17 protein-coding genes and 1 tRNA gene are annotated in these 18,169 nt (G+C 42.0%); 10 read left to right on the forward strand and 8 right to left on the reverse strand.

The features are described 5' to 3' along the window. Window positions 1-120 precede the first annotated feature (120 nt). Together carB and BLQ57_RS17385 are read left to right on the forward strand one after the other, a co-directional pair. Complete coding sequence (gene carB, locus BLQ57_RS17380; protein WP_087940882.1) at window positions 121-2,940, forward strand: carbamoyl-phosphate synthase large subunit; 2,820 nt, start codon at window positions 121-123, stop codon at window positions 2,938-2,940. Between the two features lie 115 nt (window positions 2,941-3,055). Then, entirely contained in the window at window positions 3,056-3,322 is a 267-nt protein-coding gene (locus tag BLQ57_RS17385; protein ID WP_087940866.1) for a DUF4834 family protein, read from the forward strand. Here the strand turns inward: BLQ57_RS17385 and BLQ57_RS17390 are convergent, their stop codons facing one another. Both BLQ57_RS17390 and BLQ57_RS17395 read right to left on the reverse strand, forming a co-directional pair. Further along, window positions 3,323-4,549 carry a THUMP-like domain-containing protein gene (locus BLQ57_RS17390; RefSeq protein WP_087940867.1) on the reverse strand — a complete coding sequence of 409 codons (1,227 nt, stop codon included), beginning with the start codon at window positions 4,547-4,549 and terminating at the stop codon, window positions 3,323-3,325. Continuing rightward, complete coding sequence (locus BLQ57_RS17395) at window positions 4,549-5,541, reverse strand: aspartate-semialdehyde dehydrogenase (RefSeq protein ID WP_087940868.1); 993 nt, start codon at window positions 5,539-5,541, stop codon at window positions 4,549-4,551. The genes BLQ57_RS17390 and BLQ57_RS17395 overlap by 1 nt, the downstream gene beginning before the upstream one ends. 165 nt (window positions 5,542-5,706) lie before the next feature. Between BLQ57_RS17395 and BLQ57_RS17400 the strand changes: the two genes are divergently transcribed. Then, window positions 5,707-8,223, forward strand: a complete 2,517-nt coding sequence (locus tag BLQ57_RS17400) for a lamin tail domain-containing protein (protein WP_087940869.1) — start codon at window positions 5,707-5,709, stop codon at window positions 8,221-8,223. A gap of 69 nt (window positions 8,224-8,292) precedes the next feature. Beyond that, complete coding sequence (locus tag BLQ57_RS21240; RefSeq protein WP_169712788.1) at window positions 8,293-8,463, forward strand: hypothetical protein; 171 nt, start codon at window positions 8,293-8,295, stop codon at window positions 8,461-8,463. Window positions 8,464-8,724: 261 nt separating this feature from the next. Here BLQ57_RS21240 and BLQ57_RS17405 read toward each other — a convergent pair whose 3' ends face one another. Then, window positions 8,725-9,789, reverse strand: a complete 1,065-nt coding sequence (locus BLQ57_RS17405; protein ID WP_087940870.1) for an isoaspartyl peptidase/L-asparaginase family protein — start codon at window positions 9,787-9,789, stop codon at window positions 8,725-8,727. Window positions 9,790-9,970: 181 nt separating this feature from the next. Between BLQ57_RS17405 and BLQ57_RS17410 the strand changes: the two genes are divergently transcribed. Together BLQ57_RS17410 and scpB are read left to right on the forward strand one after the other, a co-directional pair. Then, window positions 9,971-10,354 carry a TraR/DksA family transcriptional regulator gene (locus tag BLQ57_RS17410; RefSeq protein ID WP_087940871.1) on the forward strand — a complete coding sequence of 128 codons (384 nt, stop codon included), beginning with the start codon at window positions 9,971-9,973 and terminating at the stop codon, window positions 10,352-10,354. Between the two features lie 3 nt (window positions 10,355-10,357). Continuing rightward, window positions 10,358-10,918 (forward strand): SMC-Scp complex subunit ScpB, encoded by a 561-nt coding sequence (gene scpB, locus BLQ57_RS17415; RefSeq protein WP_087940872.1) that lies wholly within the window; start codon window positions 10,358-10,360, stop codon window positions 10,916-10,918. A 305-nt stretch (window positions 10,919-11,223) separates the two neighbouring features. On the opposite strand, the gene BLQ57_RS17420 is transcribed toward scpB, so the two are convergent. The 4 genes from BLQ57_RS17420 to era all read right to left on the reverse strand — a co-directional run bounded on the left by BLQ57_RS17420 (window position 11,224) and on the right by era (window position 14,946). Next, window positions 11,224-11,850, reverse strand: a complete 627-nt coding sequence (locus tag BLQ57_RS17420; RefSeq protein ID WP_087940873.1) for a SprT-like domain-containing protein — start codon at window positions 11,848-11,850, stop codon at window positions 11,224-11,226. A 592-nt stretch (window positions 11,851-12,442) separates the two neighbouring features. Next, window positions 12,443-12,661: a hypothetical protein gene (locus BLQ57_RS17430; protein WP_087940875.1), complete on the reverse strand. Its 219-nt coding sequence runs from the start codon at window positions 12,659-12,661 to the stop codon at window positions 12,443-12,445. 75 nt (window positions 12,662-12,736) lie between these two features. Then, window positions 12,737-14,050, reverse strand: a complete 1,314-nt coding sequence (gene der, locus BLQ57_RS17435; RefSeq protein ID WP_087940876.1) for a ribosome biogenesis GTPase Der — start codon at window positions 14,048-14,050, stop codon at window positions 12,737-12,739. Window positions 14,051-14,052: 2 nt separating this feature from the next. Then, a complete protein-coding gene (gene era, locus BLQ57_RS17440; protein WP_087940877.1) occupies window positions 14,053-14,946 on the reverse strand; it encodes a GTPase Era in 894 nt (297 codons plus the stop codon). 121 nt (window positions 14,947-15,067) lie between these two features. Between era and BLQ57_RS17445 the strand changes: the two genes are divergently transcribed. The 3 genes from BLQ57_RS17445 (at window position 15,068) to BLQ57_RS17455 (ending at window position 16,860) form a co-directional block, all read left to right on the forward strand. Next, window positions 15,068-15,140: transfer RNA gene (locus BLQ57_RS17445), tRNA-Met, on the forward strand. A 201-nt stretch (window positions 15,141-15,341) separates the two neighbouring features. Further along, window positions 15,342-16,490 carry a tyrosine-type recombinase/integrase gene (locus BLQ57_RS17450; protein ID WP_169712789.1) on the forward strand — a complete coding sequence of 383 codons (1,149 nt, stop codon included), beginning with the start codon at window positions 15,342-15,344 and terminating at the stop codon, window positions 16,488-16,490. Between the two features lie 13 nt (window positions 16,491-16,503). After that, a complete protein-coding gene (locus tag BLQ57_RS17455; RefSeq protein ID WP_139162785.1) occupies window positions 16,504-16,860 on the forward strand; it encodes a helix-turn-helix transcriptional regulator in 357 nt (118 codons plus the stop codon). A 200-nt stretch (window positions 16,861-17,060) separates the two neighbouring features. Here the strand turns inward: BLQ57_RS17455 and BLQ57_RS17460 are convergent, their stop codons facing one another. After that, window positions 17,061-17,825, reverse strand: coding sequence for a hypothetical protein (locus BLQ57_RS17460; protein ID WP_087940880.1), 765 nt, complete (start codon window positions 17,823-17,825; stop codon window positions 17,061-17,063). Between the two features lie 212 nt (window positions 17,826-18,037). Here BLQ57_RS17460 and BLQ57_RS20960 point away from each other — a divergent pair. Continuing rightward, window positions 18,038-18,169 (forward strand): helix-turn-helix domain-containing protein (locus BLQ57_RS20960; RefSeq protein WP_244887426.1); only part of this gene is annotated, 132 nt, incomplete at its 3' end.

Consider the following 18,169-nt stretch of genomic DNA (forward strand, 5'->3'; position numbering starts at 1 on the left):
GTGCTTGCTTTCAATTAATTCAGGCATTTCTCTCCATCTATCCGTGTCCCTATGGAATATTTTTCTAATTTTGCCCCAATTTGGACATCAGTAAAATATTCGATTCAACCCTCCTCTCAAATGCCAAAAGACAGTAGCATCAAGCACATTCTCATCATTGGTTCAGGTCCCATAGTCATCGGTCAAGCCTGCGAATTTGATTATTCTGGCTCCCAAGCCGCCCGCTCCCTTCGCGAAGAGGGCATTAGGGTAACCCTGATCAATTCCAATCCGGCCACAATTATGACTGACCCAGTGACCGCAGATCATGTGTATCTGCTCCCGCTGGAAAAGAAATCCATCAGAAAAATCCTCACTGACCACCCGGATATCGATGCTGTACTGCCGACCATGGGTGGTCAAACTGCATTAAACCTGGCCATCGATTGCGATAAGGCAGGCATCTGGAATCATCATGGGGTGAAAATGATCGGGGTAGACATCGATGCCATCGATACTGCAGAAAACCGAGAAAAATTTAAAGCCTTGATGGAGAAGATCGGCGTAGGCGTTTGCAAAGGAGCTACGGCCACTTCTTTTCTTCAGGGAAAAGAGATTGCACAAGAGATCGGCTTTCCTTTGATCATTCGGGCATCTTATACCTTGGGAGGAGCAGGAGGAGCTTTTGTAGAGAAAGAAGAAGATTTTGAGCGCTTGCTTTCTGCAGGCTTGCAGGCTTCACCGGTTCACGAAGTTTTGATAGAGCAGAGTATTTTGGGCTGGAAAGAATACGAGCTGGAAGTCATGCGGGATAATATCGGGAATATGATAGTGATCTGTTCCATCGAGAATTTTGATCCCATGGGCGTGCATACCGGAGATTCGATCACGGTAGCTCCGATTCAGACCCTTCCCGATACAGTTTATCAGCGCATGCGAAATTACGCCATCACCATGATGAACAGCATCGGGAATTTTGCCGGAGGTTGTAATGTGCAGTTTGCGGTAAGTCCGGATAACCAAGAGATCATTGGTATTGAAATCAACCCTCGTGTATCCCGCTCCTCTGCTTTGGCCTCTAAGGCTACAGGGTATCCTATCGCTAAAGTAGCGGCAAAACTGGCGATTGGGTATAATTTGGACGAATTACCAAATTCCATCACCGGGACAACTTCCGCGTTTTTTGAGCCTTCGATCGATTATGTGATCGTGAAGATTCCACGATGGAATTTTGATAAGTTTAAAGGCGCTGACAGACGTTTGGGGCTTTCTATGAAGGCAGTAGGTGAGGTGATGGGAATCGGGAGAAATTTCCAAGAGGCATTGCAAAAAGCCTGTCAATCACTTGAGATCAAAAGAAATGGATTGGGTGCTGACGGAAAAGAATTGAGAGATCAAGAAAAGATTTTGTACTCCCTAGCCAATCCAAGCTGGAATAGACTTTTCCATGTTTACGATGCATTTAAGTTGGGTATATCCTTCCGTACGATTCATGATTTGACGAAGATCGATAAGTGGTTTTTGAAGCAAATAGAAGAATTGATCCACCTGGAGGCTGAGATTGACAAATACAGCTTGGAGACCATTCCTTATGAGTTAATGGATTTGGCCAAGAAAAAAGGCTATGCCGATCGACAGTTGGCTCATCTCCTAGGTTGCTTGGAAAGTGAAGTCTTCAACAAGCGCTACGAAGAAATGGGAATCAAGCGGGTGTACAAATTGGTAGATACTTGTGCGGCCGAATTTGAGGCGCAGACACCTTACTACTACTCTTCTTTTGGTGAAGAAAATGAGTCAATCCGCACTGACAAAAAGAAAATTGTGGTCTTGGGCTCAGGTCCAAATAGAGTGGGACAGGGGATAGAGTTTGACTACTCCTGCGTGCATGGAGTATTGGCGGCCAAAGAATGCGGCTATGAAACCATCATGATCAACTGTAACCCCGAGACGGTATCCACGGACTTTGATGTTTCGGACAAGCTCTATTTTGAGCCGGTATTCTGGGAGCATATTTATGAAATTATTCTCCAGGAAAAGCCCGAAGGCGTCATCGTACAGCTGGGAGGTCAAACGGCTTTGAAATTGGCCGAAAAACTGGATAAATACGGAATCAAAATCATCGGCACAAGTTTCGAAGCCTTGGACTTGGCGGAAGATAGAGGCTTGTTCTCTACGCTATTGAAAGAAAACAACGTGCCTTATCCAGAATTTGGGACGATCCACAATACCGATGAGGCGCTAGAGCTTTGCAAGACAATCGGATTTCCGCTTTTGGTTCGCCCGAGTTATGTGCTTGGGGGACAGGGGATGAAAATCGTGATCAACGAGAAAGAACTCGAAGAACATGTGGTCAATGTGCTGAAGGATATTCCAAATAATGAAATCCTATTGGATCACTTCCTCGAAGGGGCTATCGAAGCGGAAGCAGATGCCATCTGTGATGGAGAAAATGTGTATATCATCGGAATCATGCAGCATATCGAACCTGCCGGTATTCACTCGGGTGATTCCTATGCCGTATTACCTCCTTACAATCTGGGCGATTTGGTTATTCGTCAAATCGAAACCTATACCGAGCGAATCGCGCTGGCTTTGCGTACGCAGGGTTTGATCAATATTCAGTTTGCGATTAAAAATGACAAGGTTTATGTGATTGAAGCCAACCCAAGGGCTTCTCGAACCGTTCCTTTTATTTGCAAAGCTTATCGGGAACCTTATGTCAACTATGCCACTAAGGTGATGCTTGGTGAGAAAAAGGTGACGGATTTTGAATTCAAACCCTACAAGAAGGGTTATGCTATCAAAGAACCGGTTTTCTCATTCCACAAATTTCCCAATGTGAATAAGGAACTCGGTCCTGAGATGAAATCCACCGGAGAGGCAATCTACTTTATTGATGACCTGATGGATGATTATTTCTTGAAGATTTACGCTGAGCGGAATTTGTATCTCAGCCGCTAAGGGATAATGCAGCAGTCTTAAGGGCTGTAATCTGAAAATGATGTCATAAGTAGACACCCTTCCGATTCCCATGGATTTGGAAGGGTACCTACTAATTAGGAAAAAATAGGTGTAAATGGGTGGTTTATTAAAATTTGTAGTAATTCTGTTGGGTGTAGGGTGGTTGCTGGGGCAGCTGATTCGTTACTTTCTGAGGACTAAGCTGGCCAAATTTGCCCAGCAGGTTTCGGAGATGGAGCGGCAACAGCGAAGAGAGCAGCAAGCAGCCGCCAAGTCAAAAGAAGGCGTTAATGTGGATTACATCCCCAAAACACACCAAGAAAAACGTAAAAAAGACATAGAAGGCGGAGAATACGTCGATTATGAAGAAGTGAAGGAGTGATTAAACTCCTTCATTTTTTTTGCACCAATAGACCTTATTGCCCTTTTGTGTCTTCGTCGCGATTAAAAAATCATCCCCTCCATCTTTAAGCCCCATTTTCCTTTTTAAGGATTCAGCACTGAGGACATAGTTTCTGGTGATGACATTGACTTTTCCGCTTGGGAAGAGCTTTTTGATCTCCTGCTTTTTGAGGTTTACTTCTTGGATTACTTCAAAGGTTCTGCCGGGAATATCCTCAGGGACTTGATTTCCTGTATATAAATGGCTGTTTTTTTCGAGCTTTTTCAATCCATATCGCTCCCCAAATAGATTGAAGGCTCCTGATTTCAGAATTCCACCTAAAGGTTCCACCAAGTATCTTTCCGCTTCCGAATAGATAGAATCAGCCTGTTCCTCTTCTTTTCTGTAAAAACTAAATCTTGGAAAAGCCCTGCCTAAATCTACCACCTCAATCTGCTTTTTGATGGAGTCCTTTCCTTTTTCCCAAGAAAGCAAAAGCTCTTTTACTTCGTTTTTCACTGAGACGATAGTGATCTTTTGGACATCTGGTAACTCTGCCCAAGCCTGTGAAAGATCAAGCATGGGAGAGGATTTGATCAAAATCTGATTGCTCTTCTCTTTCAGGAGGGGCCAAGAATTGACCACATCAGGTTCGCAATCCTGCAATCGGTAAAGCTTTTGATTTCCCGAGCCCCGTCTTGCAGGATCAAGATAAATCAAGTCAAATTGCAAATTGGTTTTTTGCAAAAACGCTATGCCATCCCCTTCGAAAAAATCAAATTTGCTAGGAAGATCCTTTAAAGGTTCTGATCCCTTGGAGGGTTCTAGTTCCTGCAAATTATGGGTAGTGACCTCAAAGAGTTCTTTTTGCCTTTCGCAGTATATCCCTTTTTCAAAGCCTTGACTTAAATAGAAAAAATCTACTCCCAAGCCTCCGGTCAAATCAATCATCAACTTGCCCTTCAATCCTTTCGCTTTAAATCTTGCGGTATCCTCACTGGAACTTTGCTCCAGTGAAATGGAAGCTGGAAAGATAAGTGCTGGATTGCTGGACCAAGAGGGAAGTTTTTTTTTGGCTTTTTGTCTGGCAGAGAGCTGCTGTACAGCCATTTTCAAGTCAAAAGGAACTTTCCCCTGATACTTAAAAAGTAAAAGTGCAGGATCTTCTTCAAGATGATCCTGCACAAATTGTTGAAATTCAGCGCTATGAAATTCGCTGATGTCCATTAGACCAATTTATTTTCTACCAAATATGCTGCGATTTGTACGGCATTGGTGGCAGCGCCTTTTCTCAGGTTATCGGCTACGATCCACATGTTGAGCGTATTGGCTTGAGATTCATCCCGGCGCAATCTACCCACGAAAACCTCATCTTTTTTATGTGCCGTGATGGGCATCGGATACACGAAGTTGGCGGGATCGTCTTGTACTACTACTCCTGGAGTAGCAGAAAGCAAATCTTTCACCTCATCAAGGTCAAAGTCTTCTTTAAATTCCACATTGACTGCTTCCGAATGTCCCCCCATGGTTGGGATTCTTACTGTTGTGGCAGTTACTGCGATGCTATCATCAGAGAAGATTTTCTTGGTTTCGTTGATCATTTTCATCTCTTCCTTGGTGTAGCCATTGGGCTGGAATACATCGATATGAGGAAGGACATTCATGTCAATTTTATGTGGATACACCATTGGAGGATTTTCTTCCCCTGCTCGCTCAGCCATCATCTGATCTACAGCAGCTTTCCCAGTACCGGTCACAGACTGATAGGTAGATACCACGATTCGTTTGATGCCATAGCGCTGACGCAAAGGCTCCAAAGCCAGCACCATCTGAATCGTAGAGCAGTTGGGATTGGCGATGATTTTATCGGTTTGGCTTAGTTCTTTGGCGTTGATTTCCGGAACCACCAACTTTTTGCTGGGGTCCATTCTCCAAGCGGAGGAATTGTCCACTACAGTGGTTCCCGCTTCGGCAAATTTCGGAGCCCATTCCAAGGAAGTGCTTCCACCTGCCGAAAAGATAGCGATCTCCGGCTTTGCAGCTACTGCATCGGCCAAACCGATCACTGTATGGGTTTTACCTTTGTATTCAATCTGTTTTCCTACCGATCGCTCGGAAGCAACCAGCAAAAGTTCGTCGTATTGGAAATTGTGCTCTTCAAGCACTTCGAGGATTTCGGAACCAACCAATCCGGTCGCTCCTACCACAGCAATTTTCATTTTATGGGTTTGAATAGGTTAATGTATCGAAATACAAAAGTAAGGCAGAAGGTTTCATTTTCAGGGATTTTGCTTCAAAAATACTTGGGAAGACCATGATTTGATGAGGTTTTTAAAAGTCAGAATTCTTTTATAGATTTAGTATAAACTTTTTCTCGGCTTTTGATGCGGAAAACTACTTTTATATGGATTCTCCTTTTAGGAGTGATTGCTGCCTGTGGAGGTATAAACAGTGCCTGCGCTCAGAATCTAGTGCAATCATTTGAGGATGATTTTACAATTCAGAGTTTCCCTGACGAATTTCTGCCTGACTGGTACGGGAATGAAGTAAGATCTACCTCTTCCAGGATTTTTCAGCTGGCATCTGGAGGTCTATCCGCTTCTCGGGCATTGGCCGTACAGCCGATTTCTACCTTTGACGGGGAGTTGATTATCAAGCTTTATCCTCAAAAATATGAGGATCCTAAAATCCAATTTTGGGCTCGATCTCTTCGCAATGGTTCTGGCAGCCGACCTGCACTGGTCTCCTATTCTTTTTCTAATTCTCTTGAGCAGCATTACGGTTCTGAAATGATGTTGGCAGAAAATATGGAATTTGCTAATGAAGATCAGGAGTTTAGAAAATTTGAAATTCTCCTTACCCAGGAGCAAAAAGTCTTGGATTCCCTCTATTTGAAAATCTCCGTTCGCTATGGTCCGGGTTCGGGCTCTTGTGCTCGCTGGCTGATGGATGATTTCGAATTTGGAGATATCGAGGAAGATTTGGATCCACCTTTTGTAGTGAATGTAAGGGGTTATTCAGCTAATCAATTGGAAGTTCAGTTTTCGGAGCGATTGGATCCGGTTTTTTCTCAGATTCAATTGAATTATGATCTTGAAGGCTTGGAGCCGGGAGATGCCGAATTGAAGTTGGATAGTTTGGTTTTGTTGACTTTTGAGAAGGAACTGGAAAGTGGCAAATCCTACGATTTGAGCCTTCGTCAGGTAGCTGATCTTTCGGGTAATTTTTTGAGAGATACAGTCGTAAGTTTTTCGTTTTCTGATCCTACGGCAATTGATTGGAAAGACTTGGTAATCAATGAGATCATGCCGGCACCTCGAGAGGGAAATGAACTGCCTAATGTGGAATATGTGGAGCTTTTTCACGCAGGAGATAAAGTGATTCGGACAGGGGGGCTGTTATGGTCCAATTCACGAAATACGGTCTCTTTGGAAAATTATTGGATCTCGCCGGGGGAATATATTTTGCTGATACCGGATCGAGATGCAGAGCCGATGAAAATTTTTGGTCGCGTGATTCCGGTTTCCTCTTGGCCTACCTTATTGAACGGAGGAGATGAATTAAAAATCGAATCGGCCAAGGGTGAACTAATAGATCGAATCAGCTATAGTAGCGCTTCATGGGGAGGGAGTGAATTCAGCGGTGGAGGATACAGTTTGGAGTTAGTCAACCCTTTTCTTTTATGTGATCAAAGCTTGAATTTACTCCCTTCTCAAGCTCCCTTGCGCGGCAGTCCGGGGATAGAGAACGCTGTTTTTGACCCAAGTCCTGATACAACTCGCCCTAGGGTGGTAGATTATTTTTTTACCAAAGAAAATGAATTGATCCTGCGGTTTTCTGAGTTGATTCAGCCTGTTTTTTCTGAAGAATTTTTACAAATTGAAGAGCCGTTAGGGCTGGATTCCATTTGGGTTGAAGGTGATCAGGTTTTTCTTCTTTTTGCGGAAGCTTTTCCGGAAAATAGCACGATTCAGTTGGAGATAGCTGGATTTTTGGACTGCAGTGGAAATGTAATGCAGCGTGTAGTCCTGCAAATCCTTCGGCCATCGATCGCTCAAGAAGGGGAAGTTTTTCTCAATGAAGTCCTGTATAATGCCAAGACCGGAAGTCCAAAATTTGTAGAATTAGCCAATCCAACAGAAAAATTTTTGGAAATAGCTTCATGGAAACTGGCAAACATAAACAATGAAGGACTTCCAAATCAGATCCGTATTCTATCAGAGCGATCCCTAGTGATGCCTCCTCGGAGTTTTTTGGCGATCAGTACCGATACCAATCAGGTCCAACTCGACTACCCGATGGCCAGCAATGGAAATTTTCACCAAATCGCATCCCTTCCTAGCTATCCCATTGCAGGGGGGACGGTGATTCTTTTGGACCCCGATGAAAAGGTGGTGGAACAGTTTAGCTATGATGATGATTTGCATCATCCTTTACTTCAAGATTCAAAAGGGGTTTCCTTGGAGCGGATTTCCTGGAATTCTCCTGCAGGTTTGGCTGCCAATTGGCATTCGGCCTCGGCTTCGGTAGGTTTCGCCAGTCCCGGCATGGCCAATTCCCAATTTATTCCTGAAGAGTTTGAAAGTGAAATTATCCAAATTGACCCTCCTGCTTTTGACCCTGAGGGAAGCAATGGAAATACCTTCGTTAGTATACGCTATGAACTGGACCAAGCGGGTTGGGTAGGAAGTTTTCGGATTTACGATATGGCTGGGCGGATGCTGGCTGCTTTGGCCGAAAATGAGATTTTGGCCACCCAAGGCCTATATACATGGACAGGTACAGATAATTTAGGACGTCGAATGCGTAGCGGGTATTATGTATTACTGGTGGAGTTATTTGATTTGGATGGGAGGATAAAAACCATCCGAAAAACGATAATAATTGCTGAACGGCTCTAATTTTTTGTATTTGGCTGAAACAAGGAGTTTTAAATTTCTGTATATTAGGAAGACAAACACCCCAAAATCATGGAAAAAGGCCTAATAAACCGCGCGCTAGAAAAACTCAATGTCAGTGATTTCAAAGATTTGGCAGAAGTCAAGCAGTATTTGAAAATGAAATATCGAATAGATATCGATGATCTTGTTTTGCAAAAGCGGCTTGAGAAAATCTTGAATGAAGAGAAGGCAGTGGCGTAAAGAATGAGCAGCCGCAACAAGCATTCTTTAGGAAATTTAGAAGTCTAAATTGAGAAAGCTGAAAATGCCCTTCGCCCCTGCGAGTAGCCAGTCCGCCTAAGGCGGATCCCCACTCGCAGCAATCAGAAAATTTGGTTGACAGTTGATTGAAGTATTTACTTAGGCTGGAAATAAAAAATGAGCTTTAATTTGGGGTAAGAACACCAAACTCTCCGAGAGATTTTGGAACCCTCGGAGAGTGACCTCGACTCTCAGAAGGCTTTATTTCTCATCCTTGTAAATCATCACTTTGGCAGCCTCATTGGCCTTGCGATAGCCTCGATACATACCTTCGGAATTGAATGGCATGGCGATGTTGCCATTTTTATCGATGGAGATGATGCCTCCCGATCCTCCTATTTCGACCAATTGCTTCATCACCACTTCATCTCCGGCTTCGGCAAGTGTTTTGCCTCCATAGCGCATCAGAGAGGCGATTTCGTGGCCGACCACAGTTCTAATGAAATATTCCCCGTGCCCAGTGGCTGAGACAGCACAAGTGGCATTGTCGGCATAGGTTCCTGCTCCGATGATAGGAACATCGCCTACTCGCCCAAATCGCTTATTGGTCATTCCTCCGGTAGAAGTTGCCGCTGCGATATTTCCATTTTTGTCCTTAGCAACTGCCCCGACGGTACCAAATTTTCTATCCTTGAAAAAGGGATCTTTTAACTCCATCTCCAGAAGGGAAGAATGATCTAGTTCGGTTTTTTCGGTCTCTCGGATTTGTTCCAATTGCTGAAATCGAAAATCAGTATAAAAATAGCTTGGGTCAACCTGTTCTAAATCCTGAGTAAGCGCAAACTGTTCTGCTCCGGCTCCACTCATGAAAACATGAGGCGAATTTTCCATCACCGCGCGAGCAGCAGTAATTGGGTTTTTGATGCGGGTAAGCCCTGCTACAGCTCCGGCATTTCGGTCCGAACCATTCATGATGGCAGCATCCATTTCATTTTTACCTTCATTGGTGAAAACAGCCCCCTTTCCCGCATTAAAAAGCGGACTGTCCTCCATCACTTTGACCGCTGCCACTACCGCATCAAGAGCTTCTCCGCCGTTTTCCAAAACCTTGTATCCTGCATCAAGAGCTTCTTCCAGCTTGGCCCTGTATTCCGCGTCCTGCTCGGCTGTCATATTTTCTTTTTTGATGGTGCCTGCCCCACCGTGAATTGCCAGGGCAAAATCCACCTGAGTTTCAGTGTTGTTAATCAGTTGACTTTCTTTGGGTTCACTGCAGGATACTGCCAAAAACAAAGCAAAAATGAGGGTGAAATAGGTGCTTTTCATAAGGTTTTCTGATGGTGTTTGAATAGGTAATTTGGGTAAAAATCAGCTTTTCCATTCAAAGGGACAAGAATATTTGATCATTGGCAGCTCTAATATTTTTGTAAATCCACGGGAGGCGTGTATTTTAGGGAACTTTAAGCAAGAATTCACGTCCCAGTAGTATCACCTAAAATTTGAAATTATGAGCCAGGAAGGAAAAACCGCCTATTCTCCAGATGAATTGAAGGAGTTTGAAGATATAATTTTGAGCAAATTAGCCATGGCGAAAGAGGAATTTAATTCCTTGAAAGAAACGCTCAGTAAAAAAAATGACAGCGGGACGGATAATACTGCTTCCACATCCAAACTCCTAGAAGATGGTGCGGATACTTTGGAAAGAGAGAGCCTGAGTCAATTGGCCGCTCGTCAGCAGAAGTTTATCATCAACCTAGAAAATGCCTTGGTTCGCATTAAGAATGGCACCTATGGCGTCTGTGTAGATACGGGGAAGTTGATCAGCAAGGAGCGTCTTAGAGCTGTTCCTCACACCATGCATTCGATCGAGGCCAAAATGGCAAAAAAATAAGCTTTGGAGTTTCTGCATCGCCATATTGAGGCATTGATATTTTGCAATCCGGGCCCCTTGGCCAAGGAAGAAATTCAAAAGTGCCTCATTGAAATGTTTGAGGCGGATGTCCCAATGGAGCATATAGATGGAGCTCTGTCAGACCTGCAGGAAAAATACCTGCAGGATGATTTTTCATTTGCCCTAGAGCATTTGGGAGGAGGGTTTCAGTTTTTAACCAAACCTGCTTATCAAACCAGTATTTCGATTTTGCTCAAGCAGCAAAGCCAAAAGCGTCTATCCACAGCTCAGATGGAGACGCTTTCTATTATTGCCTATAAGCAGCCGATTACTAAGGGAGAGATTGAGCAGATTCGAGGAGTGAATTCGGATTATTCTGTGACCAAACTTTTGGAGAAGGAACTCATCGAAATCAAAGGTAAATCAGAAGGTGTCGGACGGCCTTTGATTTATGGTACGTCCCCGAAATTTATGGAGTATTTTGGTATCAATTCGATCAAAGATTTACCGCAGCCTAAGGATTTTTCACAGCCGGATAATCAGATAGGGGAAGAGCGGGAATAGTTTTAGAAGTTTGAAGGCTGAAATGAGAAAGCTAAAAAATTAGTAGGCAGTAATCAAGGCTCAATAACTAGTCATGAGCCTAAATCGTTAATCAAAAATCCGTTGCGTCCTTGCGCCGTTGCGAGTCTCAACATTTAGAATAATGCACAAAACGAGGAGACATTATTAGATTAATTTCTAATATGGTCGCCCTGAGCGGAGTCGAAGGGTTTTCGTGCTTTCAGACTCATGTATTCAGGGTGCTAGGACTGACGCATTTCACAAACCTGTCATCGGTAGAGTTTTTGATCGTAAATCTCAAATCGCTAATCCTCCACTGGTTTAATCTTGGTAAGTTGGGAAATGAGGAATTTTTTTCCCGAAGGGATTTCTTCGCAGAGGACTCGGGTTCGACGCGTTTCTTTTTTTCGAAATTTCCTTCCTTGAACTTCAAATACTGACCCAGGTCTCAAGTCAGCTAAAAACACCTCCTGAGACGAGTTATTATTCAGGTCGTATTTACTGAGTTCTTTGGTGAGAAATAAGTCCCGGGCAGAACTTGCCTTGGGGTTTCGCATGTGTCTTGATAGCGGAATCAGAATGTCTTTTGGAAAAATTTCCGGTTTCAGAAGCGGAATCATCAGTTTTTGGAAGGTGCTTTTCCATTCTTTTCCATGTGGAGCCGTTTCTATACCACAATGCAAATAAGTGTGTAAATGAGCGACCTCGTGAATATAGGTGATTAGAAACTGATAGGGATTGAGGGTTCCGTTGATGGTAATGGTCTGACGAGAACTGTCCCTTCGCCAGCGAAAATCTCCGAGTTTGGTTTTGCGGGAAGGTGTGACAGTAAAGTTGAATCCGTTTTTAACCCAAAGGTCAAGGCAGTAAGGTATGCTGTTTGGAGGGAGGTGCTTGGAAAAAATAAGTTGGAGTTTTTCCGTCGAATTCATGCCTAAAATTAGGGAATTTGTGGGTAAAAAAGATTCGAATTTTAGCGAGCTTTTTTGTTGAGGCTGTTATTGATGCCCATGTGAGTGTCTCAATAGTAAAACTTGTCACATTGAGCGAAGTCGAAATGTGTTCCAGGGTGCTGAAAATGGCTTTCGATTTCGAGACTCTCGTCTCTCAAGTGCTCAAGCTGACAAAAAAACTATTTATGAGAGAGCCTCATGCTTTATATTATTTTAGAGTGATTTAATGTCTTCATATTTATCTGCAAAAGACAGACATGGACCACGGCGGCTGTTTTGAACCCTCCGAGGGATTGGAGCCGGATGGATTGTTTGTAAGTGATTTTTAATTTTGGATTGGGTATAACCCTCGGAGGGTTACTTTATACCTTGTAGTTCAATGTCTTCGGATCTATCTTCCGTAGGCAAACTTGGACCATGGCAATTATGTTGTGAGTGGGGATCCGCCTAAGGCGGACTGGCTACTCACAGCGGCAGCTTTTTTGAATCCTCGGAGGGTTTCAGTTTTGGGGTTGAGCAAAAAAAAGAGTCCCGAACTTCGGGACTCTCAGATTTTAAGCAGGCTTAAAGATTACTTTACCTCTTCTACAGTTTCAACTGTTTCTTCAACAGTCTCTTCAGTAGTTTCGATAGTGTCTTCTACTACTTCTTCAGTAGCTTCTACAGCCTCTTCAGTTGTTTCTTCTACAGTTTCAACTACCTCAGTAGCCTCTTCAGAAGTTTCTTTGTTGCCGCAAGATGCAGTTGCCATCAAGCCAGCGATTGCGAAAATTGCAAATACCTTTTTCATTTTTTGTGGTTTTCTTAATTCGATGCAAAGGTATCCGCAATTTTTTCAATAATGCAAGAACCGCTCAAATATTTTTTATTTGTTTTTGTAAATAATTTTTACAGGAACTCCATCAAACTCAAAGTTTTCCCTTAGCCGATTTTCTAAGAAGCGGGTATAGGGGTTTTTGATGTACTGGGGCAGGTTACAGAAGAAAGCGAAGACCGGATTTTTGGTTGGTAATTGGGTCACATATTTGATCTTGATGTACTTTCCTTTCCAAGCCGGGGGAGGATATCGCTCGATTTCCTGAAGCAAAATATCATTGAGTTTGGAAGTAGGGATTCGCCGGTTTTTGTTTTCGTAGACTTTCACTGCCAATTCGATCGCCTGAAAGATTCGCTGCTTCTCTGTGACAGAGGTGAAAATGATAGGAATCCATTTGTGTTCGCCCAATCGCTCCATCATGTCTTCCTTGATTTTATTCATGGTCTTGTGGTCTTTTTCGAGCAAATCCCACTTATTGACCATAATCATGATGCCCTTGTTATTTTTGATTCCCAGGCTGATCAAATTGATGTCTTGTGACTCCAAGCCTCTCGTAGCATCTACCATGACGATGATGACATCAGACTCCTCGAGCGTACGAAGGGAGCGCATTACCGAGTAAAACTCGATGTCTTCCTTTACTTTAGCCTTCTTTCGGATACCTGCTGTATCAGTGATGATAAAATCCTGTCCAAAAAGCTTGTATCGCGTATGAATGGCATCTCTAGTGGTGCCGGCTTCATTGGTGACAATGGATCGCTCTTTACCGATTAGTGCGTTTAGAAAAGAGGATTTCCCCACATTGGGTCTCCCTAAAATAGAGATTTTTGGAGTATCCGCATCAGGGTCTTCGATTCCTTCATCTTTGAAATGGACAATCACCTCATCCAGAAGCTCACCTGTACCGCTTCCACTCACTGCGGCAATGGGAAAAATTTCAAAATCACTCAAGCCCAAGGCATAGAACTCATTGGCCATGAGAGACTTTTCTAGGTTATCCGCCTTATTGGCTACGATGAAAATGGGCTTTTTGGCGGATCGAAGTTCGTCTGCGAACTCTTTGTCCAAATCAGTCAATCCATCATGACAATCCACCACGAAAAGGATGACGTCAGCTTCTTCCACGGCAAGTTTGACCTGCTTTCGGATTTCGGCTTCGTAGATATCATCCGAGCCTGTCACATAACCGCCGGTGTCGATGACCGAAAAGAATTTACCAGACCACTGTGCATGGCCATAGTGGCGGTCACGGGTGACCCCACTCATGTTGTCTTCGATTGCTTTTCGTTCTTCGACCAATCGATTAAAAAGAGTAGATTTTCCTACGTTTGGTCTACCTACGATTGCTACTATATTTGCCATAATCAGGTTGGGTCGTACCCAAATTTTTTCAGTTTACTTTTGTTTTTGCGCCAGTCGGGTTCGACTTTGACATGGGTTTCGAGAAAGACCTTTTTGCCAAAGAAAGCTTCCATATCTTCTCGGGCTTCGGTTCCTACTTTTTTGAGCATTTTGCCTTTTTCTCCTATGAGAATTCCTTTTTGGCTATTCCGCTCTACAAAGATGCTTGCTCGAATTCGGATGATTTTTTCATCCTCGTGAAAATCCTCGATTCCCACTTCAGAAGAGTAGGGGATTTCCTTTTTGTAATTTTTGAATATTTTCTCCCGAATGATCTCGGAGGCAAAGAACCGCTCGGGACGGTCGGTTAGTTCCTCCTTGTCATAAAAAGGCGGATGCTCGGGCAGACGATCTAGGATTTCTTGGAGGATACGCTCGGTATTGAACTTCTCCAAAGCTGAAATCGGGATAACCGTAGCGGCTTTGACGCGTTCCGTCCAATAGGCGGTGACTTCATCGAGTTGCCCTTCTTTGGCCAGATCGATTTTATTGATCACGAGCAGAACGGGGATTCCTGAGTTGTTGATACGTTCGATGATAAATTCGATATCCGTATCCTTTTCGTAGATATCCGTTACGAAAACGATGATATCCGCGTCTTCCAAGGAAATGTTGACAAAGCTCATCATGCTCTTGTGCAACTCGTATTGTGGCTTCAGCATACCTGGAGTATCCGAAAAAACAATTTGGTAATCCTCGGTATTGGTCAGTCCTACGATGCGGTGTCGGGTAGTTTGAGCTTTGGGAGAAATGATGGAAAGTCGCTCACCTACAAGGATATTCATCAGGGTTGATTTCCCTACATTGGGTTTTCCGATGATGTTGACGAATCCTGCCTTGTGGTTTACTGTGCTCATTTCTTTCAAATTTTTTACAAAGGTACTTGATTTTATATAGTTTCTCCTTACCTTTGTATCACAATTCGCCGGAAGGGCAGTTAGAAAAAGAAATAAGAGGTTTAAATCCTTTAAAATATATCGCGGGGTGGAGCAGTTGGTAGCTCGTCGGGCTCATAACCCGAAGGTCATTGGTTCGAGTCCAATCCCCGCTACTACGGAGGGTACCAGTTGGTACCCTTTTTTATTTTAAATACTTGATTATAAGCAATTAGAGCAGGTTTTATTAAATTTTTTCTTTACGTCTGTTATCAATTGTTAACAAGAAATGTTTTCCAAATTGTTTTCCTTTTTTATCTTTAAGGATGGAATTCAAAGGAATCAGTTTCAAATTCGTTCACAACCCCAAGAATCATGTGAACAAAAAGCTGGAGTTTTTTATCCAGGTAAGAATTACACTTGAACGGAAAACAAAATATTTTACAATTTCAGAACTTCCAAAAATACCATTAAAGTATTGGTCAGGAAGAGAGAATAGATGGGTTAAGGAGAGTTTTTCCCAAGGAGCCAGAATTAATAGTTATCTAATATCAAAGGTTGCAGCTCTTAATGAGTTTTTGGTCCTTTCAAAGACTACAGGGAAAATTTTAACGTTCGATTTGATCCGATCAAGGTTCTTTATGAAAGGTGAAATTGAGACGTTGAACGATTATTATCGAAGCTTTATTAAAAAGCACTCATTTGAAAGTTCAAGAACTCGCCAAGCTTATCAGACCACTTTAAGTAATTTGGATGAATTCAATCCTTCTGTTTCGTTTAATTCCATTTCTGAATCTTTAATCAACGAGTTCATTACTTGGGAAAGAGAGAAGAAAAAAATCAAAGACGTAACAATTGATAAACACCTGACTCATATTAAGACGGTTATCAAATTTCTGACTCAGGAAGGGTTTTTGATGGTCAACCCCATACAACACTCCAGATTTAAAGTTAAACCGGAAAAAGCCGAAAGAGTATCCTTGACAGAACAGGAATTAAAGGTTATTGGAAATCTGGTCTTTAATGAGGAGAAGTCTCATTTAATAAAAACACGCGATATTTTTTTGTTTTTGTGCAAAACTGGATTGTACTATAACGACTTTAAATCGTTGACAAAAGATGAGATAATTACTGTTGAGGGTAAGAAATTAATTCAGTCCAAGCGTACAAAAAATGGAGAAAATTATATAGTTCCTCTTTCCCCCATTGCCCTTGAGATTTTGGAGACTTGGAAAGACACAAAGGATAAATCAAAAAAATCTCTTTTATTCGAAGGACTCATTGCCGAGCCAGTTTTTAATAGGCACCTGAAAGAAATTGCCAAAATTGGGAAAATAGATAAAAAGCTAAGTAATAAAGTTGGTAGACACACCTTTACACAAATTGCTATATCTAATGGAATTCCAAAGACCTTCGTCTCGAAGATGCTTGGGCATACTAAAGGTGATACAACCAACCACTATTATGATCTAAATCCTACTCATTTTATAAAAAAATTTATAAATAATTCTGTTTTTGATCAATAATCAGAATTATATTTTGAAAATATTTTCTGTTTACGTATATTGTAGTGTTCATTTAAAACTGATCAGATTTGTAATCATGCCAGTAAACGCTAAAATATTAACAGAGGAAGATTTGGATATACTCAATCAAAAAATAAAAGATTTGGAAGGTAAGATTTTCGAGTTAATGAATCGAAAGCAAAATGAGGAACCTCAAAAGGAATTCCTCTCTGTAAAAGAGTTTATTAATTTGATTGGGGTTTCAAGATCCACCTTTGAAAACATGAAAAATGAATCCGATCCCAATAAATTTAAAATAGACTTCATCAGGCGAGGTACGAGGGTTTTTGTTCCGAGAAGGGAAGTCGATAGGTACTTCAAAGAAAATTAGCCTATTCTTTAGTTTTCATTTGACCATTTATGTTTTATACCAGATCTACTCATGCAGATCTGGTATTTTTTTTTCGAACACTTAGCATTTTTTTTCTACTACAGGGCCCAAGGGGATGGCTAATTAAGTTCATGTTTGCAAAGAATATGTAGTAAGGAAATGAAGGAAATCAACTGGATAAAGTTGATCTCTCTTTCTTATCAGTTATAGTTTAAGGAAGGAGCATCGGTTATTGGCAAGGGGTAGTTAGAAAAGACATATACTGTACAATTTTCACGAAGTGCACGGGCCCTTCCAACTGCTTGTAATAGTTCCCTTTCAATAAAATGCATTTGTATATCCTGAAGTCTCTGATCCTCAAATGTTTTAAACATGAATTCAAATCCATTCCTTTTCACTAATTGATCTGTGAATTCAAGATTTAACTTTTCAAGTTCTATTCCCATTGCCTTTGCTGTCAATAGGTAGGTGCTTGGATTAGAGTGAGGTGTACCAACAACGGCAATATTCTCACCCTTAAGGTTATTATATCCTGAGCAATTTCCGAAATAAATACCAAGTGGTGGGTCATTTAATATTGGATCATATTTTTTGAAAGTGATAATTTTCAAGCCCTTAGTAACCTCTTGGATTTTTTCAATTCCACCTGGCATTGAGGATCTGCTATATGCCCTTGTAGTATCTTGAATTACTTTGCCTTTCTTTTTAATATGAATAAGGGTTTCTACTGATTTGATGTTTTCTTTGCCGAAAAGCTTGTGGTATAATAAAACATCGATCGTGGCTGAGCAAATAAGTACTTTTTTATTTAAAGGTAAGTTTCGTTTCGTGAGGTAGTGAATTCTTGAGCCGTTTCTCATATCTTTTGTATAGAAATCGCTGTGCATGAACCCGCTGATATTATTGGAAATATCAACATTATAAAGATTTGGATCTTCGCCCTCTAAAGTCCAAGGGACATCCATGGATATAAGGGTTTGATTTGCGCCACCTGTTTCGGTCTAATTGCGCCACCTGTTTCGGTTCAAACTGTGCCAGGATAGACGAGCTATTTTCGGTTCGTTTTGTGCCGGATGAATTGGACTGTTTCGGTTCGTTTTGTGCCACTTTGAAAGGTCAAGTAATAATCCCCATGTCGTTCTAAAGATAAAACGAGATGGCTAACGTACTTGATCCGATGGATATAAAACAGATTTTCAGTTTACACAGAGATGGTCTGAGCAACAGAAAGATTGCCTTGACCCTGGGTATATCCCGCAATACAATCAACCAGTATATTTCATGGCTTTTGTCATCGGACTACCAGGCA

The sequence above is a fragment of the Algoriphagus faecimaris genome (assembly GCF_900101705.1).
Classification (GTDB): Bacteria; Bacteroidota; Bacteroidia; order Cytophagales; family Cyclobacteriaceae; genus Algoriphagus; species Algoriphagus faecimaris.